Annotated in this window: 20 protein-coding genes; 13 read left to right on the top strand and 7 right to left on the bottom strand. The window is 47.7% G+C overall.

Going from position 1 to position 23,697, the window contains the following annotated elements; genetic code table 11:
* Positions 1-23: 23 nt before the first annotated feature.
* On the bottom strand, positions 24-1,040 hold the full coding sequence (locus AC2YIT_RS14170; RefSeq protein ID WP_487279585.1) for a right-handed parallel beta-helix repeat-containing protein: 1,017 nt from the start codon (positions 1,038-1,040) through the stop codon (positions 24-26).
* Between the two features lie 139 nt (positions 1,041-1,179).
* Here AC2YIT_RS14170 and AC2YIT_RS14165 point away from each other — a divergent pair, with 139 nt between their 5' ends.
* Positions 1,180-2,445, top strand: a complete 1,266-nt coding sequence (locus tag AC2YIT_RS14165) for a hypothetical protein (RefSeq protein ID WP_430845744.1) — start codon at positions 1,180-1,182, stop codon at positions 2,443-2,445.
* Between the two features lie 33 nt (positions 2,446-2,478).
* Here the strand turns inward: AC2YIT_RS14165 and AC2YIT_RS14160 are convergent, their stop codons facing one another.
* Genes AC2YIT_RS14160 through AC2YIT_RS14150 form a run of 3 tightly spaced genes read right to left on the bottom strand, consistent with a single transcriptional unit; the run spans position 2,479 to position 5,753 of the window.
* A complete protein-coding gene (locus AC2YIT_RS14160; RefSeq protein ID WP_487279584.1) occupies positions 2,479-3,570 on the bottom strand; it encodes an Ig-like domain-containing protein in 1,092 nt (363 codons plus the stop codon).
* A 34-nt stretch (positions 3,571-3,604) separates the two neighbouring features.
* Complete coding sequence (locus AC2YIT_RS14155) at positions 3,605-4,282, bottom strand: hypothetical protein (RefSeq protein ID WP_487279583.1); 678 nt, start codon at positions 4,280-4,282, stop codon at positions 3,605-3,607.
* Positions 4,283-4,334: 52 nt separating this feature from the next.
* Positions 4,335-5,753, bottom strand: a complete 1,419-nt coding sequence (locus AC2YIT_RS14150) for an immunoglobulin domain-containing protein (RefSeq protein WP_487279582.1) — start codon at positions 5,751-5,753, stop codon at positions 4,335-4,337.
* A gap of 191 nt (positions 5,754-5,944) precedes the next feature.
* Here AC2YIT_RS14150 and AC2YIT_RS14145 point away from each other — a divergent pair, with 191 nt between their 5' ends.
* Complete coding sequence (locus tag AC2YIT_RS14145; RefSeq protein ID WP_487279581.1) at positions 5,945-6,727, top strand: HipA family kinase; 783 nt, start codon at positions 5,945-5,947, stop codon at positions 6,725-6,727.
* Entirely contained in the window at positions 6,717-7,103 is a 387-nt protein-coding gene (locus AC2YIT_RS14140) for a DUF3037 domain-containing protein (protein ID WP_487279580.1), read from the top strand. The genes AC2YIT_RS14145 and AC2YIT_RS14140 overlap by 11 nt, the downstream gene beginning before the upstream one ends.
* 4 nt (positions 7,104-7,107) lie before the next feature.
* Here AC2YIT_RS14140 and AC2YIT_RS14135 read toward each other — a convergent pair whose 3' ends face one another.
* Together AC2YIT_RS14135 and AC2YIT_RS14130 are read right to left on the bottom strand one after the other, a co-directional pair.
* Entirely contained in the window at positions 7,108-7,863 is a 756-nt protein-coding gene (locus AC2YIT_RS14135) for a LytR/AlgR family response regulator transcription factor (RefSeq protein ID WP_487279579.1), read from the bottom strand.
* A gap of 45 nt (positions 7,864-7,908) precedes the next feature.
* The gene (locus tag AC2YIT_RS14130; RefSeq protein ID WP_487279578.1) at positions 7,909-11,487 is read right to left on the bottom strand and encodes a sensor histidine kinase; all 3,579 of its coding nucleotides are present in this window, start codon (positions 11,485-11,487) and stop codon (positions 7,909-7,911) included.
* Between the two features lie 274 nt (positions 11,488-11,761).
* Here AC2YIT_RS14130 and AC2YIT_RS14125 point away from each other — a divergent pair, with 274 nt between their 5' ends.
* From AC2YIT_RS14125 to AC2YIT_RS14095, 7 genes are all read left to right on the top strand, one after another.
* A complete protein-coding gene (locus AC2YIT_RS14125; protein WP_430845752.1) occupies positions 11,762-12,046 on the top strand; it encodes a hypothetical protein in 285 nt (94 codons plus the stop codon).
* A gap of 325 nt (positions 12,047-12,371) precedes the next feature.
* Positions 12,372-15,134, top strand: coding sequence for a hypothetical protein (locus AC2YIT_RS14120; RefSeq protein WP_487279577.1), 2,763 nt, complete (start codon positions 12,372-12,374; stop codon positions 15,132-15,134).
* An 11-nt stretch (positions 15,135-15,145) separates the two neighbouring features.
* On the top strand, positions 15,146-16,246 hold the full coding sequence (locus AC2YIT_RS14115) for a T9SS type A sorting domain-containing protein (protein ID WP_487279576.1): 1,101 nt from the start codon (positions 15,146-15,148) through the stop codon (positions 16,244-16,246).
* A 113-nt stretch (positions 16,247-16,359) separates the two neighbouring features.
* Positions 16,360-16,737: a hypothetical protein gene (locus AC2YIT_RS14110; protein ID WP_487279575.1), complete on the top strand. Its 378-nt coding sequence runs from the start codon at positions 16,360-16,362 to the stop codon at positions 16,735-16,737.
* Positions 16,738-17,553: 816 nt separating this feature from the next.
* Entirely contained in the window at positions 17,554-17,931 is a 378-nt protein-coding gene (locus AC2YIT_RS14105; protein ID WP_430845756.1) for a response regulator, read from the top strand.
* A 174-nt stretch (positions 17,932-18,105) separates the two neighbouring features.
* The gene (locus AC2YIT_RS14100) at positions 18,106-18,576 is read left to right on the top strand and encodes a hypothetical protein (RefSeq protein WP_430845757.1); all 471 of its coding nucleotides are present in this window, start codon (positions 18,106-18,108) and stop codon (positions 18,574-18,576) included.
* Positions 18,577-18,598: 22 nt separating this feature from the next.
* Entirely contained in the window at positions 18,599-19,183 is a 585-nt protein-coding gene (locus tag AC2YIT_RS14095; RefSeq protein WP_430845758.1) for a DUF4202 domain-containing protein, read from the top strand.
* An 88-nt stretch (positions 19,184-19,271) separates the two neighbouring features.
* Here AC2YIT_RS14095 and AC2YIT_RS14090 read toward each other — a convergent pair whose 3' ends face one another.
* On the bottom strand, positions 19,272-21,116 hold the full coding sequence (locus AC2YIT_RS14090) for a vWA domain-containing protein (protein WP_487279574.1): 1,845 nt from the start codon (positions 21,114-21,116) through the stop codon (positions 19,272-19,274).
* Positions 21,117-21,253: 137 nt separating this feature from the next.
* Between AC2YIT_RS14090 and AC2YIT_RS14085 the strand changes: the two genes are divergently transcribed.
* From AC2YIT_RS14085 to AC2YIT_RS14075, 3 genes are all read left to right on the top strand, one after another.
* Positions 21,254-21,844 carry an RNA polymerase sigma factor gene (locus AC2YIT_RS14085; protein WP_487279573.1) on the top strand — a complete coding sequence of 197 codons (591 nt, stop codon included), beginning with the start codon at positions 21,254-21,256 and terminating at the stop codon, positions 21,842-21,844.
* A complete protein-coding gene (locus AC2YIT_RS14080; RefSeq protein WP_487279572.1) occupies positions 21,831-22,967 on the top strand; it encodes a hypothetical protein in 1,137 nt (378 codons plus the stop codon). The genes AC2YIT_RS14085 and AC2YIT_RS14080 overlap by 14 nt, the downstream gene beginning before the upstream one ends.
* A gap of 340 nt (positions 22,968-23,307) precedes the next feature.
* Positions 23,308-23,697, top strand: coding sequence for a response regulator transcription factor (locus AC2YIT_RS14075; RefSeq protein WP_106595073.1), 390 nt, complete (start codon positions 23,308-23,310; stop codon positions 23,695-23,697).

Below are 23,697 nucleotides of genomic sequence, written 5' to 3'. Positions count from 1 at the left end.
AATGCAAACGTGTTAGAATGAACCTACTTTTTGAAAATACCGGCGTTAAGCTCTTTTCCGGCAGAATTGGGTAAGGGATGAAGGTAGTCGTGGGGTAAACCTTTCGTCGCGACTTCGCTGAGCAGCAGCTTGCCTGTGCGCGAGACGTGTTCTTCAGAATGTGCGTTACTGTCCGCCGGTGTTGCGCTGTTTTGGCCGTAGTAACCCATTTCGTGCTGCATTCCGGTAAAAAGGCAATTTTTGAAGTGATATTTCGGGTACGTTTTCTCCGCACGGAGCCACAGATATTCGGAGTTGGCAACAATATTATTTTCGAATATGAATGGCCCGTGGAATGCACCAAACCATATTGCCGACTCATAAGCGCCGACTATAATGGAGTTTTTAAGAGAAAAATCCCTGATGGCCATAAAAAGGAGCAGCGCATTCTTAGTGCCATAAAAAATGCAATGGTCGATGTGAATGCCAGCGCCGTGCGCCCAAATGCTTCCCTGAATGGGCGCGGAATTGCGCTCTCCGATGAAATAGCACTGCGAAATGTCCAGTCCGGTTAATGTGGAATCTTTGCGGTTTACCGGGTAATAGTACTGCACTTCCGGGTTGCTGTTGCCGATAAACTTCAGCCCGCGGATGCGCACGTGATCAGCTGCGACAAGAAACCCGACGGCATGCTCGAACTGGGTTTTGCTGTTGTTCGCCGATATCGATTGGATTACCGGCATTTGCGCGGGCTTCCAATCCGCATCATCGGGCAAGGACGCCGCTTCAATGGTGAGCCATGCTTCCTCCGTATTGCGCTTGTCAATTACTACCTGGTCGCGCAGTGTGTAAAGTCCTGGCGCAACTTTGATAGTAACGCTTTCACCCGGCTTGAATGTCTTTGCCAGTTCAACGGCACGCTGCAACGTCGCTACTGGTGTTGCGACTTTGCCATCAGCTGCATCGCTACCCGTAGCCGCATTGACATAAACCGTCTGTGCTTGAAGCGTGCCTGTAACAAGCAATAATGTAATGGACAATAAATAGCTTAATTTGTGCATCTTTTAAATATTTGTTGGTCGCTTAGCGTACACGGCCGGCTGGCCGGTTGCTTTGATGGTTCAAACATAATGAGCCCGCCGGTAACGTCGTTTTCAAGTTCTGTTCAAGTTTTGTCAAGTTTTATCATGCTCATCTACAATGGTTTCTGAAATAAATGAACTGCAGCGTTGCAAAGCTGTCATTGAAGACAAGCTGGGCTGGGGCCCGGCGGACAGCTGGCAGACGGCCGATTTTGAGAACCTGAGCGAACTAATTCTCAACGAAACCGGTGTGTCGCTCAGCACGAGCACACTCCGGCGTATATGGGGCAGGACAGAATATCACCACCTGCCCAGCGGAACTACGTTGAACACGCTGGCGCGCTTTGCGGGGGCGGGCGACTGGCGTGCTTTTGTAAAACAAAATAGGGTTGTTGTTACGGAGCCTGACGAGGAGCTTCCCCTGGTGGTCACCTCGAAGAATATACGAAGTTGGAAGAAGGTGGCGTGGATCGCCTCTGCGGTGGTGACGGTTATTCTGGTCAGTATGGTTGCATTCGATAAAGGAGAGCCGCAGCTGGAAAAAAGTGCTTACACTTTCGACAGCCGCCCGGTAACACGCGGTATCCCCAATTCTGTCATATTTACCTATGACGCAACAGCTTCACCGACGGATTCAGTATTTATCCAGCAATCCTGGGACGATACCCGGCGTGTCCTTGTCGACAAAAACCTTCATAAGCACACTTCGGTGTATTACGAGCCCGGTAGCTATAAAGCCAAGTTGGTGATCGGAGATCAGATCGTTCAGGAACATAAGCTGCTGGTTGGAACCGACGGCTGGTCAGGGTTGATTGACCAGCGCAAAATGCCGGTTTACCTGAAAAAAGAAGAATTCCTGCGTGCCGACGGCATTGGAACGAGTACGAAAACCATTGAGCAGAAGAATATCGCGCTACAACCGGAGCCGCCTTTAATCAAGTATTTCAATGTAGGTAATTTCGAACCGGTGGCGCTTAGTGACTTTTCTTTTTTAACCGAAATAAAAAATGAATACAATGAAGGCGCGGCGGCCTGCCAGCTGACCTATATTTCTTTGCTTACCGATGATGCACCGATTGTGATACCGTTGTCTGTAAAAGGATGTGTTTCGGACCTCTACCTGATGAGTGTGGATGACTACCTATCCGGTAAAAAAGCAGACCTGTCGGCATTGGGAGTTGACTTTTCGGATTGGGTGCGGGTCTCCTGCGCGGCTTCCGGCGGCAAAATCCGCTATTCAATTAACGACCGGCAGGCCTTTGAGTTTCCGGTTCCAAATCGCCCGATCAAGATTCTGGGCCTGGCATTTGGCTTCCGTGGCACGGGCTCCGTCCGGAATATCAGCTTGCAATCGGGAGGTAAGCCGGTTTTTGAAGCATTGTGAAAATCAAAGCCCCGGCATCGGCCAGGGCCTGATTTAATTATGCATCAACTTGAATATCCTGACAGCTCCGTCGGCTTGCTCGAAATGAATGTAATACATGCCGATCGGATACGGTTTCATACTGATTGTAAAAGTGGGTGATGTGACCGGCCGGGAAAGCCTTACAACTCCTGAATGGCTGATCACCCTGACGTTGTTCACTTTGCGGTTGCGGATTACAATACGTAACAGATCGTCGACCGGGTTGGGATAAACTTCTGCCCACGAAAACTCGGGAAAGCTTAGCGAGCGGATACCGCTGAATGCAACGCTGCCGTCGGCGTCGACCATTTTCAGCCGGTAGTAATTCAATCCCGGTTCGGGAATGCTGTCGGTGAAAGTGTAGTTTCTGGCTGTGTTGCTTTCAAATGCCGCATTCACCGTGCCCATTACGCGCCAGTCGCGGGTATCTGTGCTTCTCTGCACGTCGAAATAGGCACTGTTGGTCTCTTCAGTGGTTCGCCATTCGAGCCATGCCGCGGTCTCTTTTTTCTGGACGTCGAAATAGGCCAGTGTTACCGGCAATGGGTCGGAAACGATATCGACTTCGACTTGCGCAATATTCGAAAGCTGTCCGGACTGGTCGCTCACCGTGTATCCGATCGTTATGCGGCCTTTGAAATCACGATCAGGGGTATACGTTATCAATCCGTTCGCGCTTGTTACCGTGCCCGATGCCGGGCTCTCCACGACTGTGAGCGAGGCCGGATTAAATGCCGCGCATTCGGAAAGGTCGTTTTTCAGCACGTCGATTACTACCGGCGTATTTACTTTCCCCATCGCAATATCATCGACTGCCGAAGGTTTGTGATGCTTGACCACGATATAAACCGACTCCCCGGATTCGCAGCCGTCGGCATTGACGCCTACTGCTTTATAAGTGCCTTCATTTTTCACGCGCAACTCGGCCGAGGATGCCCCCGTGATCACCTGATTGTCCAGAAACCATTCGTACCGTACCGCCCCGGTAGATTCGGCTCTGATCCGTAAAGTAGCATCCTTGCACATGAATACTTCCCTGACCTGGCTTTGCGCAGAGGCCCAGCCGGACACGAGAAGCATCCATATGAAAAAGGAGTAGCGCATGACTGCCGCTTTCTGTTTTTTCAGATCAATCAAATTAGTTAAGTGTGATGGCAGGGACAGTCGGTACAGGCAGGTTATGCAGGATTTCTTTTGTTCCGCCGGTTACCGAGCCGGTCAGTTTCGAAGCCGTAGGAATAAAGTCGCCTGTTGTAGGGAGTACGTAACTAACGATGGCGCTGTATATACCGGCTTCGGTTACGTTCAGGGTTGAGGCCGTCTGTCCGCTGATTACCGATCCGCCCTTGCTCCATGCAAACGGGGAAATCGTTACGCCGTAGGTATCCAGGCCAGTTGTGGCAGAAACGGTCGCCGACAAGGAAGCCGCCACTGATTTATCCGTACAGAAATTCTCTTTATCAGCCGTAATGCTTACAGTAAGAGTGGGAAGCACAATGATGGTGTGCTCCACGACATTGGATAAACAGCCATCGAGCACTTCGATAACACCCAGCGTGATTTTGTGAATGCTGGGCGAGGTAACGGCATCCGAGAAAGTGTGGGTGAGCACTCCGCCGCTTGCCTGGTCGAGCGTTTCGATCACCTGACCTGCACCGGGATCGAGCGTCCAGAGATATTGGTAGAAATTGGATCCGGCCGCGGGCGAGAGCGAGAACGATTGCCCGTTCACCACATAATAGGTGCCGGCTTTGGAAATTTGTGCCACGCAAGAGAAGAACACAACTGCAAGGAGGGTGGTAAACAGTTTTTTCATGATTGTAATGATAAAATGAACAATTATAAAAGATGGTTTGAATTTGGAGTGATCAGGGGGTGAGCGCTACGCCTGGCGGAACTGGCGGACTCGACACGAGGATATCCACTTTTTTCCGGGGCGAAGCAATACAGCCGGAACCCGACTTGGTTATGTCCACGTAATAGGACGCGGTACCGGGCGTACTGAGGCCGCTGGCTGTCCAGTTTTGTGCAGTTGAGACCGAGCCGGTGCCGTGCGCCGTAGTATACCACGTGTACGAAAAACTGCCGATCCCCGAAATGCCCAACTGCGGTGCCAGGGCCGACAACGCCGCCGTGCCGATATTGCTGCAGGCTTTTGGACTTGCTGCCGTGGGAGCGTCCGGTGAACGCCGTACATCGTGAATATTAAGGCCATTGCTGCCAAGCCCGACGCCGAGCGCACCGATGTTGAGATCAAGCTCTACCCTGTCGAATATCACCGACGAGCCTGCTGTATTCCTGGGGGCAAAATAAAAAGCGACCTGGTTGTTATTTCCGCCCAAAAGCCCCAGCAAGTCAGCATCCAGCAGCGCGCTGACCAACGTAGAAGTTCCTACCGGCGTGCCGCCGTTGTAGGCCTGTAGTGTAACGGCGGAAGCAAGGTTTACCGCCAGGAACGACCCACTTTGCGACAGAATAACCCGTACGGCGTCTGCATTGTTGGAAACACCATTGAAAAAGAACGTCTGTTTGATATGTCCGCTGAGCAGAGCCACACCCGTCGAGACAAACGAGGATTTGGAATTCAGGTCATTATCGATCGCATTTCCGGCATTCAGGACGTCGAAGCTCCCCAACGTGATGCCGGAATAGTCTTTGGTGGACACATTCGGACTACCACAATCGGCGACATTAAAAGGGTAGGGGTTGGATGTATTGGTAGCTCCTGGCCCGTAGAAGGCATAATATACCTGCAAGGTGTTGGTGCCTAGCGCGGCGGGCGACGAAAGCTTCGTTCTCACGTACTTAAATGTGGCGGTAGGAGTAACCGCCAGAAATACTGAGCCATCAGGGGTGTAATAAGTTTTGTAATCGGCAGACTGAGTGCTTATCTGGACTCCATTTTTGTCATGTACAGTAAGCTCCACACCCCCACCGAGCAATGCGCTGCTGTTGTTGTTGGTACGTACATATACGGTCACAGGAGCACCGGTACTGGCGATTACTTCCGAAGGGAATTCGAGCTGAATCCATGCAGAGGAAGTTCCCAGCGTACTCGTGGCCGTGAGCAGCGCATAATTATTGTTAGGTTTGGTATTTCCGGCAGTGTTTCTGGCATTGTCTGGATTGGCAACCGAAAAGCTCCCGGTGAGGCCTCCGCCTGCGGCAGTGCCTCCATTGGTTTGCTTGTCGGGATAGACTGCATTCGAGGGCTGAGCTACGCAAAATGGTACAACTTTTCCACAGCAGGCCAGAACCAGCAGAAGTTTCAGGTAGTATTTTATCAAATGATGAGGAAGGTTTGTTTTGTAACTAGTTCTACAAATATAGGATCGGAGATGATATATCCAAATTATTTCTACAAAATGAATGCATTGAATTACAATAAATCTTTTTTAACCTACGCCCGACGTTTAATCCTGCAAAAAGAGCGCAAAATGACTAACTTCGGCGCTTTCAACAGACTTACCTGCTTCAAGTGAACAACAATACTTCCAGCTTGCGAACCGTGAATGTACTTCGCTATCTTATCCCGCTTCGCGAGGGTGGTTCGCTCCCTGCCATTGCGGAGGCTGATGACGACTTTCTGTATGTATTGAAATTCAGAGGTGCGGGGCAGGGTACAAAGGCATTGATTTCAGAGTTGATAGGAGGGGAACTCGCCCGTTTCCTGGGACTTAAAGTTCCCGAAATCGTGTTTGCAAATCTGGATGAAGGATTCGGAAGGACGGAACCCGACGAAGAAATCCAGGATTTGCTCAAAGCGAGCACCGGCCTCAATCTGGCGATGCATTACCTGTCGGGCGCCATTACATTCGACCCGGTTGTGACAAAGGTGGAGCCGCGGCTGGCGTCCGAGATTGTATGGCTTGACAGCTTTTTGACCAACGTCGACCGTACCGCCCGCAATACCAATATGCTGATGTGGCATAAGGAACTGTGGTTGATCGATCATGGTGCCGCGCTTTACTTTCATCATTCGTGGCAAAACTGGGAAGAGCAGGCGAAAAGGCCATTTACACAAATAAAGGACCACGTACTGCTGCGAAGTGCGTCAATGCTGGAAGAAGTGAACGCTGAGTTCAGCGAACGATTGGCCGACGGTGTTATCCCGGCGGTGGTATCTCTTATTCCCGACGATTGGTTGAGAGATTCACCATTTGAGTCTGCCGACGAGCATCGGCAGGCCTACATTTCTTATTTGCAGGCCCGCCTGTCAGCATCTGAAATCTTTGTGAAAGGAGCCCGGGATGCCAGATAGATTTTTATACGAATATGCAGTTTTGCGCATCGTGCCGCGTGTGGAACGGGAGGAGTTCATGAACGTGGGCGTGGTGCTTTATTGTCCTTCGCGTGGTTTTCTTGCTTGCATTTCGGAAATTAATGGAGATCGCCTGAGCGCTTTTGCACCCGATACGGATTTAGCCGAGGTGGAGGATTATCTCAATGCATTCAGACAAATCTGCGAGGGTAACCGGCAATGCGGGAGTCCTATTGCCGCGTTACCCGCGGCCTCGCGGTTTCGTTGGCTTACTGCCACGCGCAGCACCGTTTTGCAGACGTCCAAAGTTCACCCGGGCTTTTGTACGGACCCCGAGGAAACATTGAAACGGCTTTTTACGCAGCAGGTAAAGTAAGCTCTTATTTCAGTTTCAGATATTGCTGGACGAGCTCCTTTTTGCGGCGTGAAATCTCTATCCGCGAACCATCTGACAATAGCAGGAACTGATTATTATGTGTTACCTGCTTGATATACTTCGGGTTCACCAGGTGCGATTTATGTGTGCGGATGAAATTGAACTCTCCCAGCATCTCATCGAAGTGTTTCAAGGTTTTGCTCGCAAGAAATGGCCGTTTTCCGATCAGATGAATGGCTGTGTAGTTTTTATCAGCTTCCAATCTCAGTATTTCATCTAACGTAAAGAAGAATACACCCTCACTGGATGGTACCGCAAGCCGGAATTCCCTGATGTTCTTTTTCTCTATGTTATGGACCAGGTTGTCGTATAGCTGCTGTGTTTCCTGTTTCGGTTTACTCTTCACTTTTTCGATATGTCGATCGATGGCCGTTTGCAGCTCTTCCGGGTCGACCGGTTTCAGCAGGTAGTCCAATGCGCTGAACCGGATGGCCTGAATGGCATATTGATTGAAGGCGGTAGTAAACACGATGTCATAAGGCGGGTTTTTGCGGGCCATGAGAAATTCAAAGCCATTCTGGTGTGGCATTTCCACATCCAGGAAAACAATGTCGGGCTGGAAACCTTCCAGCACTTTCAGCGCTGCTTCAACCGATTCCGCATGCCGGACGTCGACTTCCTGAGCAATGAAATTGCTGAGGTAATGATTCAGAACATTGCGTGCTTTCTGCTCGTCATCAATGATTAGTGTTTTAAGCATAGCTCGGGGGTATTTATAGTGTAAGATGGGTGTTTTAAGTGCTAATCAGGTGTGATCCAGGGACGTCGAGAGCTCGATCACAATCATGGTGCCGGTCGCAACATCGTTAGGGGCATACTTGTCAACGATTTCTACCGAAGCATGCTGGCCCTGCCGGTCTATCAGCGTGAGACGGTCTTTGGCAATCTGAAGGCCCTTGGATTTGTGTCGTTTGGTAGTAGCATTCCGCTCTCTGATTTCGAAGGATTTTTTCCGTCCGATTCCATTATCATCAATTGTGCATCGGAATATTTCCTCGTCAATGCGCTCAAAGGAGATTTTCAATTCGCGGTAGCCATTTTTATGCATCAGTCCATGCCATATAGCATTTTCGACGTACGGTTGCAGCAGCATCGAAGGCAGAAGGATATCGTCAGCTTCCAGGTCCTCGTCTATGTCAATGTGGTAGACAAAGCTTTGTTCGAACCGCATTTGTTCAAGTTCCAGATATAATTGAAGCACGTTCTTCTCCTCCTCGATTGACACCAGGTTTCGATCCGAATTATTGAGCACCATCCGAAAGAGCTTCGAAAATTTGTTGAGATACTTGCTTGCCTCCCCGTATTTCTGTGTGACAATGCATTCCTGGATACTATTGAGGCAGTTGAACACGAAATGCGGGTTCATCTGCGCCCGCAAGGCCATTAGTTGGCTTTCTGCCAGCATACGATTGATTTCCAGGAGCATGGTTTCCTTTTTCGCTGCTTCCTCTTCCGCCTGCGCTTCGGCGATTTTGTTCGCGTTAATAGAAGCGATCGTCACCAACGTACGCGCCTGCTCTTCTGTGAAGAAGTTCTTTTTCGTGTGCTCTGAATCCAACACGCCAATGAGCTTCCCCTCGTGGAGAATGGGGACGGCTATTTCGGAGAACTTGTTCGCATCCTGAGCGATGTATCGGGCGTCACGTGACGTATCTGATATGTTTATTACCTTTTTGTTTTCAGCCGCAACGCCCACAATCCCTTCTCCCAGGTTTAGCTCAAGGGGATCTACGATTTCAAACTCACCTGGATTTTTTGAACCATAGGTGGCTTTTTGTACTAGTTTCTTTTTATCCTGGTCCCAAAGAAAAACTGTGCAGTCTTCGAAGCGTAATTGCGAGCAACAACTCCGTACGATGTCCCAGCATATCTCATTAACAGAATTTTCGCCGTAAACCGAATTGACAAAGTATTCGATCGCCTTTGAGAAGTTGCGTTTCTGCCTCCGGTTTATATAACTGTTGTATGTCAGGAAGAAAAAAGCGCCTGAGACACAGCCAACAAGAATAAAGAACCACCAGCTTTGATACCAGTAGGGCAATATTTTGATCTTTACAATGGCCGATTTTTTCATCCATCGTTCGTGCTCGTCTGTACTGCGGACTTTGAATATGTAGTCTCCCGGTGTGAGGCTATTATAACTGACGCTCATATTGCGCCCCGCATTCACCCAGTTCTGGTCGATGCCTGTCAACTGGTAACTGTACTGCAGCGACGGAATATCCCGATGTTTTAAAGAGGCATATTGAAACGTAATAAAACCTCTCTCCGGTGCAAGGACGAACGATGTTGGAAGGAAGTCGGCAATTTCCTCTCCAAAAACTTTCACAGAGGTAATATGGGGTGGCTTTTTGACAGGTATGCGGGCAAACTTCATGGGATCTATCACCACAATGTGATCCAGCATGGCTGCGTAGATGTGATCGGGAGTAGCAAGCACGTAATTCCAGTAATCCTGTAAAGTCTTTCCCAGGTTGATACGGACGCGCGTTACTTTCTTGGTGTTGGGGGAAAAGAAGAGTAACCCGCTCGGGCCGGCAGCCCAAATGGCACCGCGCTTATCAAGTGCAATGCTATTGATTTGGGTTGTGACAAATCCGTTTCGCGGCGTCAGACTGTCCAAATACTGGCCCTGGTCATTGAGTTTGAATAATCCACGCTCCCAAACCGCGGCCCACCAGTTGCCTGCCCGGTCTTCAAGAAGTTGCATGGCATGAAAGTTGTCCTTGTCAGGAACGGGAATAACGGAAAATCGTTGCGTTTGCTCAGAATAGCGGAGAATGCCCTCGCCTTTCATAGCGAAGAGGATATCGCCATTGCGCAATTTTAACGCACTCCGGCAAAACTTGTAATTGAAGTTGCCGAACCGGTCATCTGTACCATCGAACCGGTCGCAGCTATTCGTCCTTGGGTCAAATCTGTACAGCCCCTCCTTAAAGACTTGAAACCACACTCTTCCCCGATTATCAATGACCACGAAATTGCCGGGGGAAAAAGGCTTTGGAAGTTTGCTATGCGTAAACCTGCGGAGTTCTTTATCGCCGTTACGAAGGCTGTATAAACCGCCGTCGCCGCCAAACCACCACGTCCCGGCTGAATAGGCGCAGCCCGAAAACCTATTCCTTAACAGTACTTCCTTTGAAGCAATGTATTGTTTAAAGGTCTTTTCCCTTTCCGTAAAAAGCACAATGCCGTCTTCCTTCATGGCCAGAATGGTATCGCTTCTGGCAGCGAGTGTATTATTGCTCGCAAAGTTGACCTGGAGAAAGAATGGTCTGCTCGGTAATCTGTAAACTGTCTCAAACGGGTTGTTATAAGTCAATTTACTAAGCCCGTTTAATGTAGCGAACCAGAGATCGTTTTCATCGTCCTCTATAATATGATAAAAGAAACCATAACCGATGGAGAAGGCATCATCCTGGCTGTAAAATAGCTTACGGATAGGTTTCCCGGGCTCTTTCATATACGCTGCATACATCCAGGTTGAAATCCACAGTCTGTTTTGGCTATCGACAAATAGATAGTTGGCGCCATCCGTTGAGCGGACATTATCCAGATAGAGGTAAGATGTGTCACTGGCAACGTCGGGCTTGGAGAAATGAAGGGAAAATCCGGCACTTGTGCTATACCACAAGTTGGCATCTCTGTCGAGTGCAATGGCTGTTACCCACTTATGCTTTAAAATAGGCCAGCGGTGAGGGTTATGCGTGCTGTCATATACGGCTTTGTTTTTGAAATCGATAAAAAAACATTGGTGTCCGCCCACCCAGAACCCCTTTCTCCTGGCGTCCCAGCAAAAAGCGCTTTCAGCGGCAAAAGCAAGGTCTTGACGGGCCATGCGTCCGGTCCACGGAAGTAAATCTGTCAGTTCCCACATTTTTGTGCCGTCGTAGATGAAGATTTCGGAGCGACAGATAAACCAAAGCCTGTGTTCGCCGTCTTCCTTGACAGACAGGATGGGCTTGCCTGCAAGTGATTTCCAGCGTTGGTCGGCCCGATACTTGCCGGTTGCCTTATTGAAGAGTTTCAGGCCGCGGGAAGTAGCGACGAGCAAATTGTCGTTGCCGTCGATTGGGAGAATGCATTTCACCTCCACATGATGGTCCGCCCGCAGATCATCGTAACACTTGATGGTGTTTCCATCGAAGCGGTTAAGCCCGTTGGCTGTGCCGATCCACAGAAATCCGTCCGGATCCTTATATAAACACCGTACATCCTTCGCGCTGAGCCCGTCCTCTTCCCTGAGATTCTGGAAAACGAACTGCGCTTGGGACGTAAAAGACCAAAGAAAACAAACGAGCCAAATGAGCTGATAATGACGCATGTAAGGAGTAGATTTTCCACTGATCACGTAAGGTAGCCATAAGGAAAATCAAAGTAAATATTGATGAATAAAAGGCAGTTGTGAATTGACTAACGGAAATATGGAGCCCGACGCTAGTCGTCAAACACTTTTCAACACAACCCAACTAATTTGACCATTTAATCACTGATAGCTCGCCGTTCACACATCCTATTTTTATTACCTGGCCGTCTGGACAACATTTGTTTAAGACACCAGTGGTAACCTAACTATTCATCAAAAACTGACTATTGCAATGGGACTCTATCTGACAGGCCTTTTAATCGATTGCACCGCGGTACTGGCGGTGGGCAGCTACTACTTGTACTACATAGTCATGAAGAGAGAGCCCGACGAACCCCGGCATTATTTCTGGATCGTTATGATTTCGATCGGTGCGGTGATCATGGCTTCCATATACTATCTATATACGGGAGATCTCACGACGGCGTCAATCCTTGCCTGGGTAATGGCTGTGCCGGTGGTAATCACAGCTATCTTCATCGTGCTCATCATCATATTCCGCCCCAACTGGAACTAGGCGTACACGATCGGCTTCGCATCATATTACTATAGGGTATAAGTTAAGCAACGCCGTGGCAATTTTGCCGCGGCGTTCTTTTTTCAAAATGACAATAATAGTGAGTTCTTATTGATAATTACGGCCTTAGAATTACACATTTTACAAGAAATACCGATGGTTTTTTAATCGCTACCTTATGATCATCGGATTCTTTTTGGGTGGAATGGCGAGTTTAAGTTTGAATATCAAAATTCAATTCAGCTGAAAGAATGAAAGAAGATAAGAACGTAAAGCCCTCCTCGATTCAGTTGGAAACTGATTTTCACTCAAACGTACATGGAATATGAAGAAGTTTATTTTACACACATTAATCGCACTGACGTTTTTAAATGTTTCTCTTGCGCAGGATATTAATCTATTGATTAATTTTCCTAAGACCTACACGGACGCCCCATGCTTATACTGCACACCTGCTGGATATACAATTGTTACTGGTGGCCCCGTTTCAGTTTCCGATATTAATCAAGTAGGTGGGTACTTGTTCAAGCCTTGGGTGGATAATTTTTCGCAGCCCCCTTCATATGGTAAAGCGATTGATAAAAATAGTGCAGCCGTTTTTTTAACGCTAACCAATTCCGATACTAGAAAAGACAAAGTGAAAGCGGAAGCGAGTGGATTTGAGATTGGTGCCCAATATACTTTACACTATTATGTTATGACGGCCCGGGCTGACTTAGATGCGGGACCAGGAGTTTCTCAGACCGACTATGCTACTTCCGCTACTATGGAGGTCAAAACAGTAAATTCCAGTGGTATTACTAGTAAAACAACGACTTTTACTGGGGCCAATGTAAAGACATGGATTGAGGAAACGATCACTTTCACGGCCCCAGCAACAAATTTGACGTTCCATTTATCCGGCGCGTCTAATGCCCAGCAAACCTCGTTAGTTAATTTTGATATCTATTCGAAACCTTTTGATTGTGTCATCCCTGGCGGGCAAGTAGCGCTTTTCCACGGTGGCGCTGTCCCAAGTACCCCTTTCCCTTGCGAGACCACCAACTTGTTCAATCTTATCGCTAGCAGTACTCCGGTTTCTCCTGCGGGCGTTGTTCCAGTGTGGGGTATTAATCCCAACAGTAGCTATCCTCAACTTACCGAAGAGCAAGCGAAGGCTGCTGGAACCAAAGCGTCAGGTCAATACTACTATGCATTCTACAAGACGCCTGGTGGTTGCTATAATACGTATGTTTCGACTGCAAAAGCTTCTTTCAATGCAACACCTACACAGGTATCACTAATAGCTAATCAGAGAGCAATTAATTGCATCAATCAAACCAGTGTCGATCTTAATGCCCAGGTGACACCTACCAGCTATAAGGTTCATTGGTTTACTAATGACACGCATCTGGGAGCCCCAATTGCCAACCCTCAGTCAGCGCCTGTGGGTGACTACTATGCATTCTATTTTGATTCGAAAAATAATTGCTACTCAGTAGATAAAGCCGCCGTCAGCGCAAAATTTTCCGTAACAGGCTCGACGATGTGCTGTAACGACCCTAATGACCCATCTAACCAGATACCGCTACTTAGCACCGATGTTAAAATTGTAGCACCTGCTCAGACGTACGATTTAACAAAGTTGGTTCCATCAAACATTTCATTACCGCCTAATACGGTTATCGAGTGGTATACCTCTGAAAATCACTCTGGATCACCAGTTTCTGATCCGCAGCATGCCGGGCCCGGAAAGTACTATGTATTTGCTCACGACCTCGTTAATGGTTGCTTCAACGTTCCTCTTTCCAAATCTGCTGTTAATGTTGCTAAGGCTTGCAATGCGGGAACTACGCCGGTTGCCTTGAAAAACACGCTTGGTTTCTATTGCCTGGTAGGTGAATCTCCCATGAACTTGAATGATTTTGTGGTAGGGGGGGTACCGGCAGGCTTGGGTGTGGTATGGTACACAAATGATGAACACAATGGAAACCCCGTTTCAATGCCAGCTCCAATGGATTACCTACCTGTGTATTATGCATTTTTTTACGACAATGCCAATCAATGCTTTTCACCTCCTTCACTACCACTTAACCTAAAAAGCACGCACGTACCGATAAACTGCCCCTACGAGGATGGCTGTCAGCTTTCAACCTGTTCTTCGGGTAGCGTAAATTTAAATGCCTTGCATACTGGTGCAATACCAAATGGTTGGGAACTCAGATGGTTTAACAATAGCAAGCACACGGGATCCCAGGTAGCAACGCCCGATAATGTAACAGATGCAGGTAACTACTATGCATTTTATTACAATCTTGCTAAGCAATGCTACAACAAGTCGGGCACGCTGGCAAATGGGCTGGATGACTTATCAAATAAAAAGGTTACAGTTGTTACTCAACCTTGCGCTGGCCCGCAACTAGTAATTCGAGTTGCGCTTCAAGGAGCAATGCAAACGGTTCCAAGTGACGACATCATGCGAACCGATCTGCAAAACTATTTTGGAAACTCCGGACTCCTGCCAACAACCAGCCCTTATGGGGACGGCGCAACGTGCCCTGAAATAGGCGATGGTTCAAAAATGGCAACGGTAGTAGACTGGGTAAAAGTAGAAATTCGGGATGCAGTAGATCCTTCTATTTTGCTGGAATCGAAAAGCTTAATTCTTTGGGGATCAGGGTTTGTTGGTAACCTGGACGGTACATCACAGCCCACTTTCACAAGCCAGTCAAAGCCGGTTAGAATTGTAGTCAAGCATCGGAATCACTTGGCGGTTATGAGTAATCCGATTCAAGATTTTAGCACAGGGGTTGTTAGTTATGATTTTACCACCGCACTTTCGCAAGCTTCCAATGAGTTTGGTGATCCTCCGCAGATGGTTCAGAAGAGCGGGATGTGGTGTATGCTGTCCGCGGATTTGAATTCTACTCAGGACTTTGTAATCGATGGTAAAGACGGAACTGTTTTTAATAACCAATTCAGAGCAGACGTGTTTGATTCCTATGATAGTAGTGATATTAATATGGATGGGGTTGTGGATGGAGTTGACGGAACACTGTTTAACATCAATTTTTACTTGGATATTTTTTCAACATTGATTAATTATTAAACACTTACACTATGATCAGAACTTCTAAAAGGTGGATTGCGCTCATTTTAACTGTCTTTGGTTTTCAGAGTTTGGTGAATGCTCAGACGATAGAAATCGCATATGAGAATGGAGTGCTGAATGCAAACAAGACAAGTTACACTTTTGATGTAAGGGCGATTCGGGGAACGAATTACGATGTGGCTAACCCAGATAGCAGTAATTGGCAATTTATGAATCTTAGGTCAGATGTCCAGGTGCCGGCTGGGGTTACAATTCAAAGTACCAACTACACGTTTAACCCGGCTTATTCGAGTGGTGGCGCTATTTCGAACAACACACCTGGCAGTCCTCCGAATGATGGAGGCTCATGGGCAGAGTTTAGTATAAATTTAACGAGGACTATGCAAAGCGAGATCCCAAGTGGCCCAGGAATTGTATTAGGGACAGGTACCTTGAATTTTTCGGGACCGGTAATGAGTAGCAATAAAGTTACAATTCGACCGTACAATGGGACCACCTTTGCCGCTTTTTGGACTAATTTGGAGCCGATTAATGCACGTAAGCGAATCGTCGGCACGGCTAATTTAGCATTGCCTGTTTCATTGATCGATTTCTCTGCAGCACGTGAAGGTAACACGACCACACTTGTCTGGTCAACCTCGGAGGAATCCAACAGCGACTATTTCGAGGTGCAACGTAGCGGGAACGGCAAAACTTGGGAAAAGTTGAAGTCGGTGGCCGCCAGGGGAGAAAGCTCAGTAAAGGTAAGCTACTCCGCGGTTGATGAGAATCCGATGGGTGGTACTAACTTCTACCGTCTCAAAATGGTAGACAAGGACGGAACATTTGCTCTTAGTAAGATCAAGAGCGTGGAGTTTAATGATTTGAAGACTGGGTATACACTGTTCCCCAATCCCGTAAGCGACAAGCTGAATTTCAAATCAACAGAGGACTGGAACAGCGTATCAAGTATCAAAATATACAATGCACAGGGGGTTGAGGTATATACATCACCGTCAGTGCCGGCGAAGGAGGTCAACGTCAAAAATCTGCCCTCCGGGACCTATGTAGTGAAACTGTCTCGTAAAAATGGGCAGTCCAGTGGTTATAGAATCGTCATTGCACGTTAACCACATTATGACAGTGAGTTACTCAGGATGATGGCGTGAGCGCCTTTTGCTTCCTTCCCTTGTCGCCACGCCGTCACTGAGTTGTCTAAGTAAAATCTCTAACTTCTCAATCGATGATAGCAAGATTGTTCAGCGTTACTTTTGCCTCAATACTGATCGCCGCTTGCGGAAATGATAAGGAATGTGTCCCATCCTCATTAAAAGATAATATTAAAGGGACCTGGAATGCGGAGCTCGTTTCGGAGCACAGCGGCCCACAGGAAATAGTATTTGAAAGTAATGGAAATTACAAAGAAAGTAAAGGATTGTTATTTGGAACTTATTTCAAATCGGAAGATAATTGGAGAGTCGAAAACGACTCACTTTTCGTGGAAGGTTCGCTTTCCAATGGAACGAAGGTAAAATACGGTTTTAATTTAATTAGTCAAACTTGCAATGAAATAATATTTGATTTGGAAGGTGTTGATGAAATGAAATTAATTAGAAAATAAATATAGGTGTCAATATGAAAAAAATATTATTAATAGGTTTAGTAATAACAGCGGTTACCTCTATTGTTGTGGTGAATTTGTATTCATCAAAACCCAAGCCTATTTATTGAAGAAAAACCAGCGCTTCGGTTCATTATATTTTTACTCAATTTGTGCATAAAGATGAAACGTCTAATTCAGCGTTGGCTCGGGTTGTTCTATCTGGTTATTTTAAAGAATAAAATTAAATACTTTTAATGACTTGATGGAGATCTGTACATCAAAAGTGTGTGTTAGTGCTTATTCCGAACGCCATATTTGTGCGTTCGGAATTTTGTTGTTTTATCGATTACGATCTGAAAGCTGTAATACGTCTGGCGCGCGTCTTGTTTCCGAAAAGGGCAAGTCTGGAAATGGTGGTCTCCCCTCACCGTTGCCTGATGAAAGGAGGCAACATATAGAGGGCGAGACACGTTGAATCGAAATCGGGATATTGTCTTGGGAGTCAGGAAACTATTCTGTAACTTTTACGTCCAATAGCCCACCTCCGTCAGCTCTCACCACTCAACGATGGCCGTGCATTAGGCCAATGAAGAACTAAGTCAGCGGCCGCTCGCGGGTTAACAGAGGTACTTCCGGCATAAGTGACCGAATTTGTACTAAAATCATGGCCCGACGAAAGTATTACGTCATATTTGCCGATTTTTCAGTTAGATTTAGAACCTTTGTAGCTTATTTATGACAACTATTTCTACAAAATAGGAATATGTGGAGATAGGAAGCATCCAGTTGTCGTGGGTTGTAATGTGATATCTGTACCCTTCTCTTGCTAGAAAAATGGAATTTATTATCGTAGACGACAGTGTTTTCGATCAGTTTACCCAGGAAAAGCTGCTGTTGAAAAGTGGTTTGACCGAAACGGTAAGGACGTTTAGCTCAGCGCAGCAGGCGATAGACCATCTCCGTGCCCAGGGCGCCGACATGCCTGAAACCGTGATTCTGCTCGACTTGCAAATGCCGGGGCTCAATGGTTTCGAATTTACCGAACAGTACGGGCTGTTACCCAAGGCGGTACGAAAGCGGATACGCCTGTTTATGATTTCGTCTACCGTAGATGCCTCCGATATTGAGCAGGCCGAAGCCAACCCCCACATTATCCAGCTTTTGCCAAAACCCCTGGAAATACCGCTGCTAAGAGAGCTTCTCAAATCATAGTACTTCCTTTCGCCGCCCATTCCATCCCGCATTTCATTTCAGGACTTCGAACGTTTTCCACGCAATTTTCATAAATTCTATGATTGTGGTACGTGATAAATTCCCTCAATTTAAATCGAAAGTCAGGAGCCGTTGTGGTTATATTTGCGTCTAGCGCATTAACCAGAGATTATCATGCCTTTTCGCAGCTCCTTCGTTATTACATTCCTTGTTTTTGCAGTAATCTTTGCAATATCTTGTGATCGACCGGCGGGGACACCTCATGAAGCTGCTGAATTGCTCACTGCCGTGCCGCAGTGGAAAATCGAGGAAATTGTTGTCAACGACGCAGTTACCTTCAAGGATGGAAAGATGACGCAGCAATTCGGAGGAATCGACTTTCAGCGGTACATGGAAACCGTCCAGGTGAAAAAGGATGGCGTCTTCTCAGGCGTTTTCAAAGGAGAGTCCACACCTTTTTTGCTTAAATGGCAGGTTAACGATGACAATATCACGATTGGCGCGCCGGAGGGAGGAGGCAAAGGAGAATGGACGGTGCGGCCCGATGATGTCCGAAAAAACTCATTCGTCATGAAAACACAAAGTACTGCCTACGACTATCCGAGGATGACTACCATTGCGCTGAAATTTAAGGCGGTACAATAACATTTATCTATACTAAATCACTATGAGCAAGCTCGACAAGGCTTTTGAACTTTTTGACGATTACAACAAACGTTCTCCTGAGCACCTCGTGTGGGAAAATGTAGAATACCCGGTTGAATACTTCTATGCCCTGAAACTCTATGAATGGGTCACGAAGCTGGACCCGCAGGCCGACGAAAGCCTGCTCCTGGCATCGCGATGCCAGCATATCGGGCGCTGGGAGATTGCGCGCAAAAGTTATCCCGACGGCCGCGTAGGCTACCTCAAATGGCGAAGCGACCTGTCGAAGTACCACGCCGGGATCGCTGCTGAAATTCTTGTAAGCGTTGGTTACGACCAGGAGACGATCAACCGGGTAAAGCAGATTGTCCTTAAACAGCGCCTCAAAAGTGATACCGACGTACAGACAATGGAAAATGCCCTCTGCCTCGTTTTTCTCCAATACCAATACGACGATCTGATCGCCAAAATGACCGAAGAAAAAATGATCGACATTCTCCGTAAAACCTGGGGTAAAATGAGCGATCCCGGCCGCGAAGCAGCGTTGTCGCTGCAGTACAGCGACATCGGAAGGGATTTGATTTTGAAGGCGCTGAAAGAAGAGTGATGCCGAGTTCCGCACATCAGCTCGCCACAAATGTTAACCAAAACAGCCAGGTAGAAGCGCTACCTCACTGTTTTGGCTTAATTGCCCGTCACTTCCGCGTCGTCTCCTGCGCGCCGTCCAGGCTCTGCGCGACTTTGACCAATTGCACAAATTCAGCCCGATAACCTTCCTCATCCTTCCCAAATGCGCCTCGCGCGCACTGGATCACATCTGTGTACGTGGCTTTTCCTTTATATTCGGAATCACGCAGCAGTAGACCAAACTCCGCCACGGCGCTGGCAAATCGCAGGTTTTCAGAGCATTTTTCAAAAGCAACTGACGTGGCTTTTATCGGGAGATCGAAAAGGACACTTTTATCGCTGTCAGGCTTTTTGTACCGGACTTTGACGGTCATCATTTCATTGCTATTGCCGGCCGCATCAGCATTATTTTGTTGGTATTTCAATGCGTCGGTTGTGCCGATATACGAACTGTGAGTACCCTTGGGCACAATTTCGTAGATGGATGTAACGCTATGTCCCGAGCCCATATCGCCGGCATCTTTCTTGTCATCGTTGAATTCGTCGTTCCGCAATGCGCGGTTTTCGTAGCCGATAAGGCGGTATGCCTGTACCTGCGCAGGATTGAACTCGATCTGTATTTTGACATCTTTGGCGATCGTAAACAGTGTGCCACCGAATTCCTGTACAAATTCCTTCCGCGCCTCCTGAATGTTATCGATGTAAGCATAATTGCCGTTGCCTTTGTCGGCCAGGGTTTCTACATGGCTGTCTTTGTAATTCCCCATTCCAAAGCCCATCACACTGAGGAAAATGCCGGCTTTGCGTTTTTCTTCAATTAGTTTCTGTAACTCTGATTCGTTAGAAATGCCCACATTAAAATCGCCATCGGTGGCGAGGATTACCCGGTTATTGCCTTTTGGAAGAAAATGCTTTTTGGCCAGATCATAAGCTAGCTCGATACCCTCACCACCCGCCGTTGAGCCGCCAGCTTCCAGTTTGTCAAGCGCGTCTTTAATTACCTTTTTTTCGTTTCCGGCAGTTGGCGGCAACACCAGGCCAGCGGAGCCAGCGTAAGTGACCAGGGAGATTTTGTCTTCGGCACGTAGCTGGTCGACGAGCAGCTTGAAGGCTTGTTTGAGTAGCGGAAGTTTATTCAGGTCGCTCATCGAACCAGAAACGTCGATGAGGAAAACCAGGTTGGACGCAGGTAAATTTTCGGTAGAAACCGTTTTGGCCTGCAAGCCAATGTGTACCAGTTTCAATCCCGGATTCCAGGGCGAATCGGTAGTTTCCGTGGTAATGGCCAACGGGTGTTCGCCGGCAGGTTGCGGATAGTTATAATCAAAGTAATTGATCATTTCTTCAATCCTGACGGCGTCTTCGGGCGGCATTTGACCGTTGTTCAAAAAGCGGCGCACATTACTATAAGCGGCACGGTCGACGTCGATGGAGAATGTGGTAACAGGTTGTTGGCCGACAGACAAAAAGCCGTTTTCGTTGATGCGCTTGTAGCTTTCCGTCTCAACGGGTATTTGCCTGACACTGCCGTGGAAAGTCGCCGGAGCGGCGGCAACCGAGTGAGAGCTAGTCTTTTTCATGAGCATTGGCTGGCCGGCGATCACTGCCTCACGCAACGTTTCTGCCTTTTGAATAAGGATAATCTTCAAAACCGAATCAGAGATGATAGGGGCCGTCAGATTTTGGTAACCGGCTTTTTTGAACACTAAGGCCTGTGCAAGTTTCGGTACGTTGAGCGAAAAATACCCAGAGCGGTCGGTGACGGTCGCGGCGTCGCCGCCTTGCAGGGAAACGGTTACGCCGGCGAGCGGCACGTTAGCGGCGTCGGTAACGGTACCCCGTATTTGCCGCTCGGGCAGGAATGCAAATGCACTCAAAATCACGGCTAATAGAATGGTTACTCTGGTTTTCATGGTTTCCTGATTTTTTATTTACCCGCTGGATGCGCGCCTTCTACTCATTCCATAAAAGTTTTTAAATTTTTTTTATGGAATTTTGATTGAACCGCATCCAGTACTCAGAAAGCTGGAAAACTTTTCCAAATGCGCACGTGAAGTTTTTAAAACTGTTTCGTTTGAAGGGCAATGAACCGGTAGCCGAGGTCGAGCGACTGGCGGATTACCGGCGCTATGGCGATGTTACCGTGTTAGGCGCACTGTATGAGCCCTACATGGAAATGGTATTTGGTGTTTGTTTTCAGTACCTGCGCAGTGAAGAGGATAGCAAGGACGCGGTCATGCAGATTTTTGAAAAACTTGTTATCGATTTAAGGCAGCACGAAGTCTCCAACTTCAAAAGCTGGCTGCATAGCGTGGCGAGAAACCATTGCTTAATGAAACTCCGCTCGGTACGCGTTCTGTCGGGTTTCGAGCATACCGAAGAAGCCGAACACGAATTGCATTGGATTACGCAGACAGAGGATGCTGCACTACTCCTCGACGGACAGCTCGACGCACTGGATGAATGCATTCAAAAACTCAGTCACGAGCAGCGGATTACCATCGAGCTTTTTTACATGCAGGACAAATGCTACCGCGATATTGCCGGGGAAACCGGTTTTGACATGGGCAAAGTGAAAAGTTATATCCAGAACGGAAAGCGGAACCTGAAAATTTGCATTGAAGGCCATGGCAGTAACTAACGACCTCATTCCCGATTTCGATGATTTTGAGCGCTATTACAGCGGGACGATGCGGGTAGAAGAACAACGTGCTCTCGAGGGACGTATGCTCGATGAACCGCTGGTAGCCGAGGCTTACGAAGGCTACCTCGCATGGCGCGTTACACATTCGGACATTGCGGGTATGCGCGCGGATCTGCGTGAGCGCCTGCATGAGCGCGTAGCGCGCGAAAGAAAATCCGGTTTGCCGTTGTGGGTTTATATCTCGGCAGCCTCGGTTCTGCTGGTGCTGTTTGCTTACTGGACGTCTTTTTTAGGCGATAATCAAGTTGTAGTGCAAAAAGATTCGACTACATACGGGGATGAGACGGCGACAGAGGCCAGGAAACCTGTTCAGGCGGATGATAAATTTACAAAAGCTCCCGAGCCGGTAGTCGTTCCGCCTCCGAAAATACCGTCCAAACCTGCCGCTAGTAAAACGAGGGGCCAAGCTGTTGCAAGCAAACCAGTGCACAATCCTGAATCTTTATTGAAACCCCACGCATTTGTACCGGATGCTCTCGCTGATGCGGAGGTGCAGCGAGAGCAAATTGTCGTTCCGCCGACGCATTCGGATTTGAATCAACCTACGCCTGCGCAGCCCGCACAGGATCCTGCGAAGGCCCTTCCTGCGTCCGGAACGTTACGCGCCCTGGGTAAATCGGCAGCTGCCCGCTCACAGACTGAGCCTTCGAAACCCTTGCTTGTATCTCACAAGACAGCTGACACCGTTCCGGAGAATCCAGGAGAAATACTGAATGAAGTGGTTGTCACCGGATCGTCGATTAGCAGTAAAAAATCACCTATCACACTGGTTGCAGAGCCTGATCAACCCACCCCAATACCGGCACAGGGCTGGCCTGCGTACCGCACTTATCTCGAAAAAAGCACAGGCTCTGCTGCCACAACCGGGCAGGTAGTGGTGACATTTATCGTCAGTTCCGCAGGTGCATTGTCGGGTTTTGTAGCCAATGGACCCGAAGAGCTTCGCAAGGAAGCAATCCATATCATCAGTAATGGCCCCGCCTGGGCGCCCGCCCGCACCAAGGGATTTCCTGTAACTTCCCTTGCTGAAATACAACTACAATTTAGGCAGTCCCAATAATCCGGTTCAAATCAGACGGTTATTCTTAGACTTGTAGAAGTAATTTTAAAATTTTCCCAAAATTGGACGGTTATTTTTTGCGATCTACGCCGCAGTATTTAATTTTACTACAAGCTCTTAACTACTCATCTCTTGATTTTTTACTAAATCTGAACTTGTAATTTCTCCCCATAGTCGCTTGATGCTATTTTTAGACCTGATTCGATGCGATGCGTTGGCGAGTGATGCAATTTTCTGGTCTAAATTTTGTTATGGCAAGTATTATGACTAATTCTACGAAATAATTGCCTGTTGTTTTTCACTGTGAGATATCGAATATTTGCCCACTTATACTCAACCTATGGACAATAGAAAGAATCTGTTGATTATAGACGATGAACCCAGCATTACCAAGATACTGGAACATTTCCTCAAGAAAGATTTTGATGTGGTGATCAAAAGCGATGGCTCCGAAGGGATGCTGTGGCTGGAAGAAGGCAACCAGGCCGATCTGATCATCGCTGACCTTCATATGCCCAATCTGAGCGGCAAAGAGTTCCTGAAAGTGGCGAAAGCCAGTAATTTGTATTCTGAAATACCCATTATCATACTTTCCGGCTCCGACGAAAGCAGTGAGCGCATTCAATGCCTTAACCTCGGCGCCGACGATTTTATGGTAAAGCCATTCAATCCGATGGAGGTGCATGCGAAGATCAACGCCGTATTGCGGCGCAGTAAACGCTTCTCATAA

The sequence above is a fragment of the Dyadobacter sp. SRI_021 genome, from assembly GCF_057586235.1.
The sequence above is the reverse complement of the archived record's forward strand: the minus strand, read 5'-3'. Positions and strand labels throughout refer to the sequence as shown.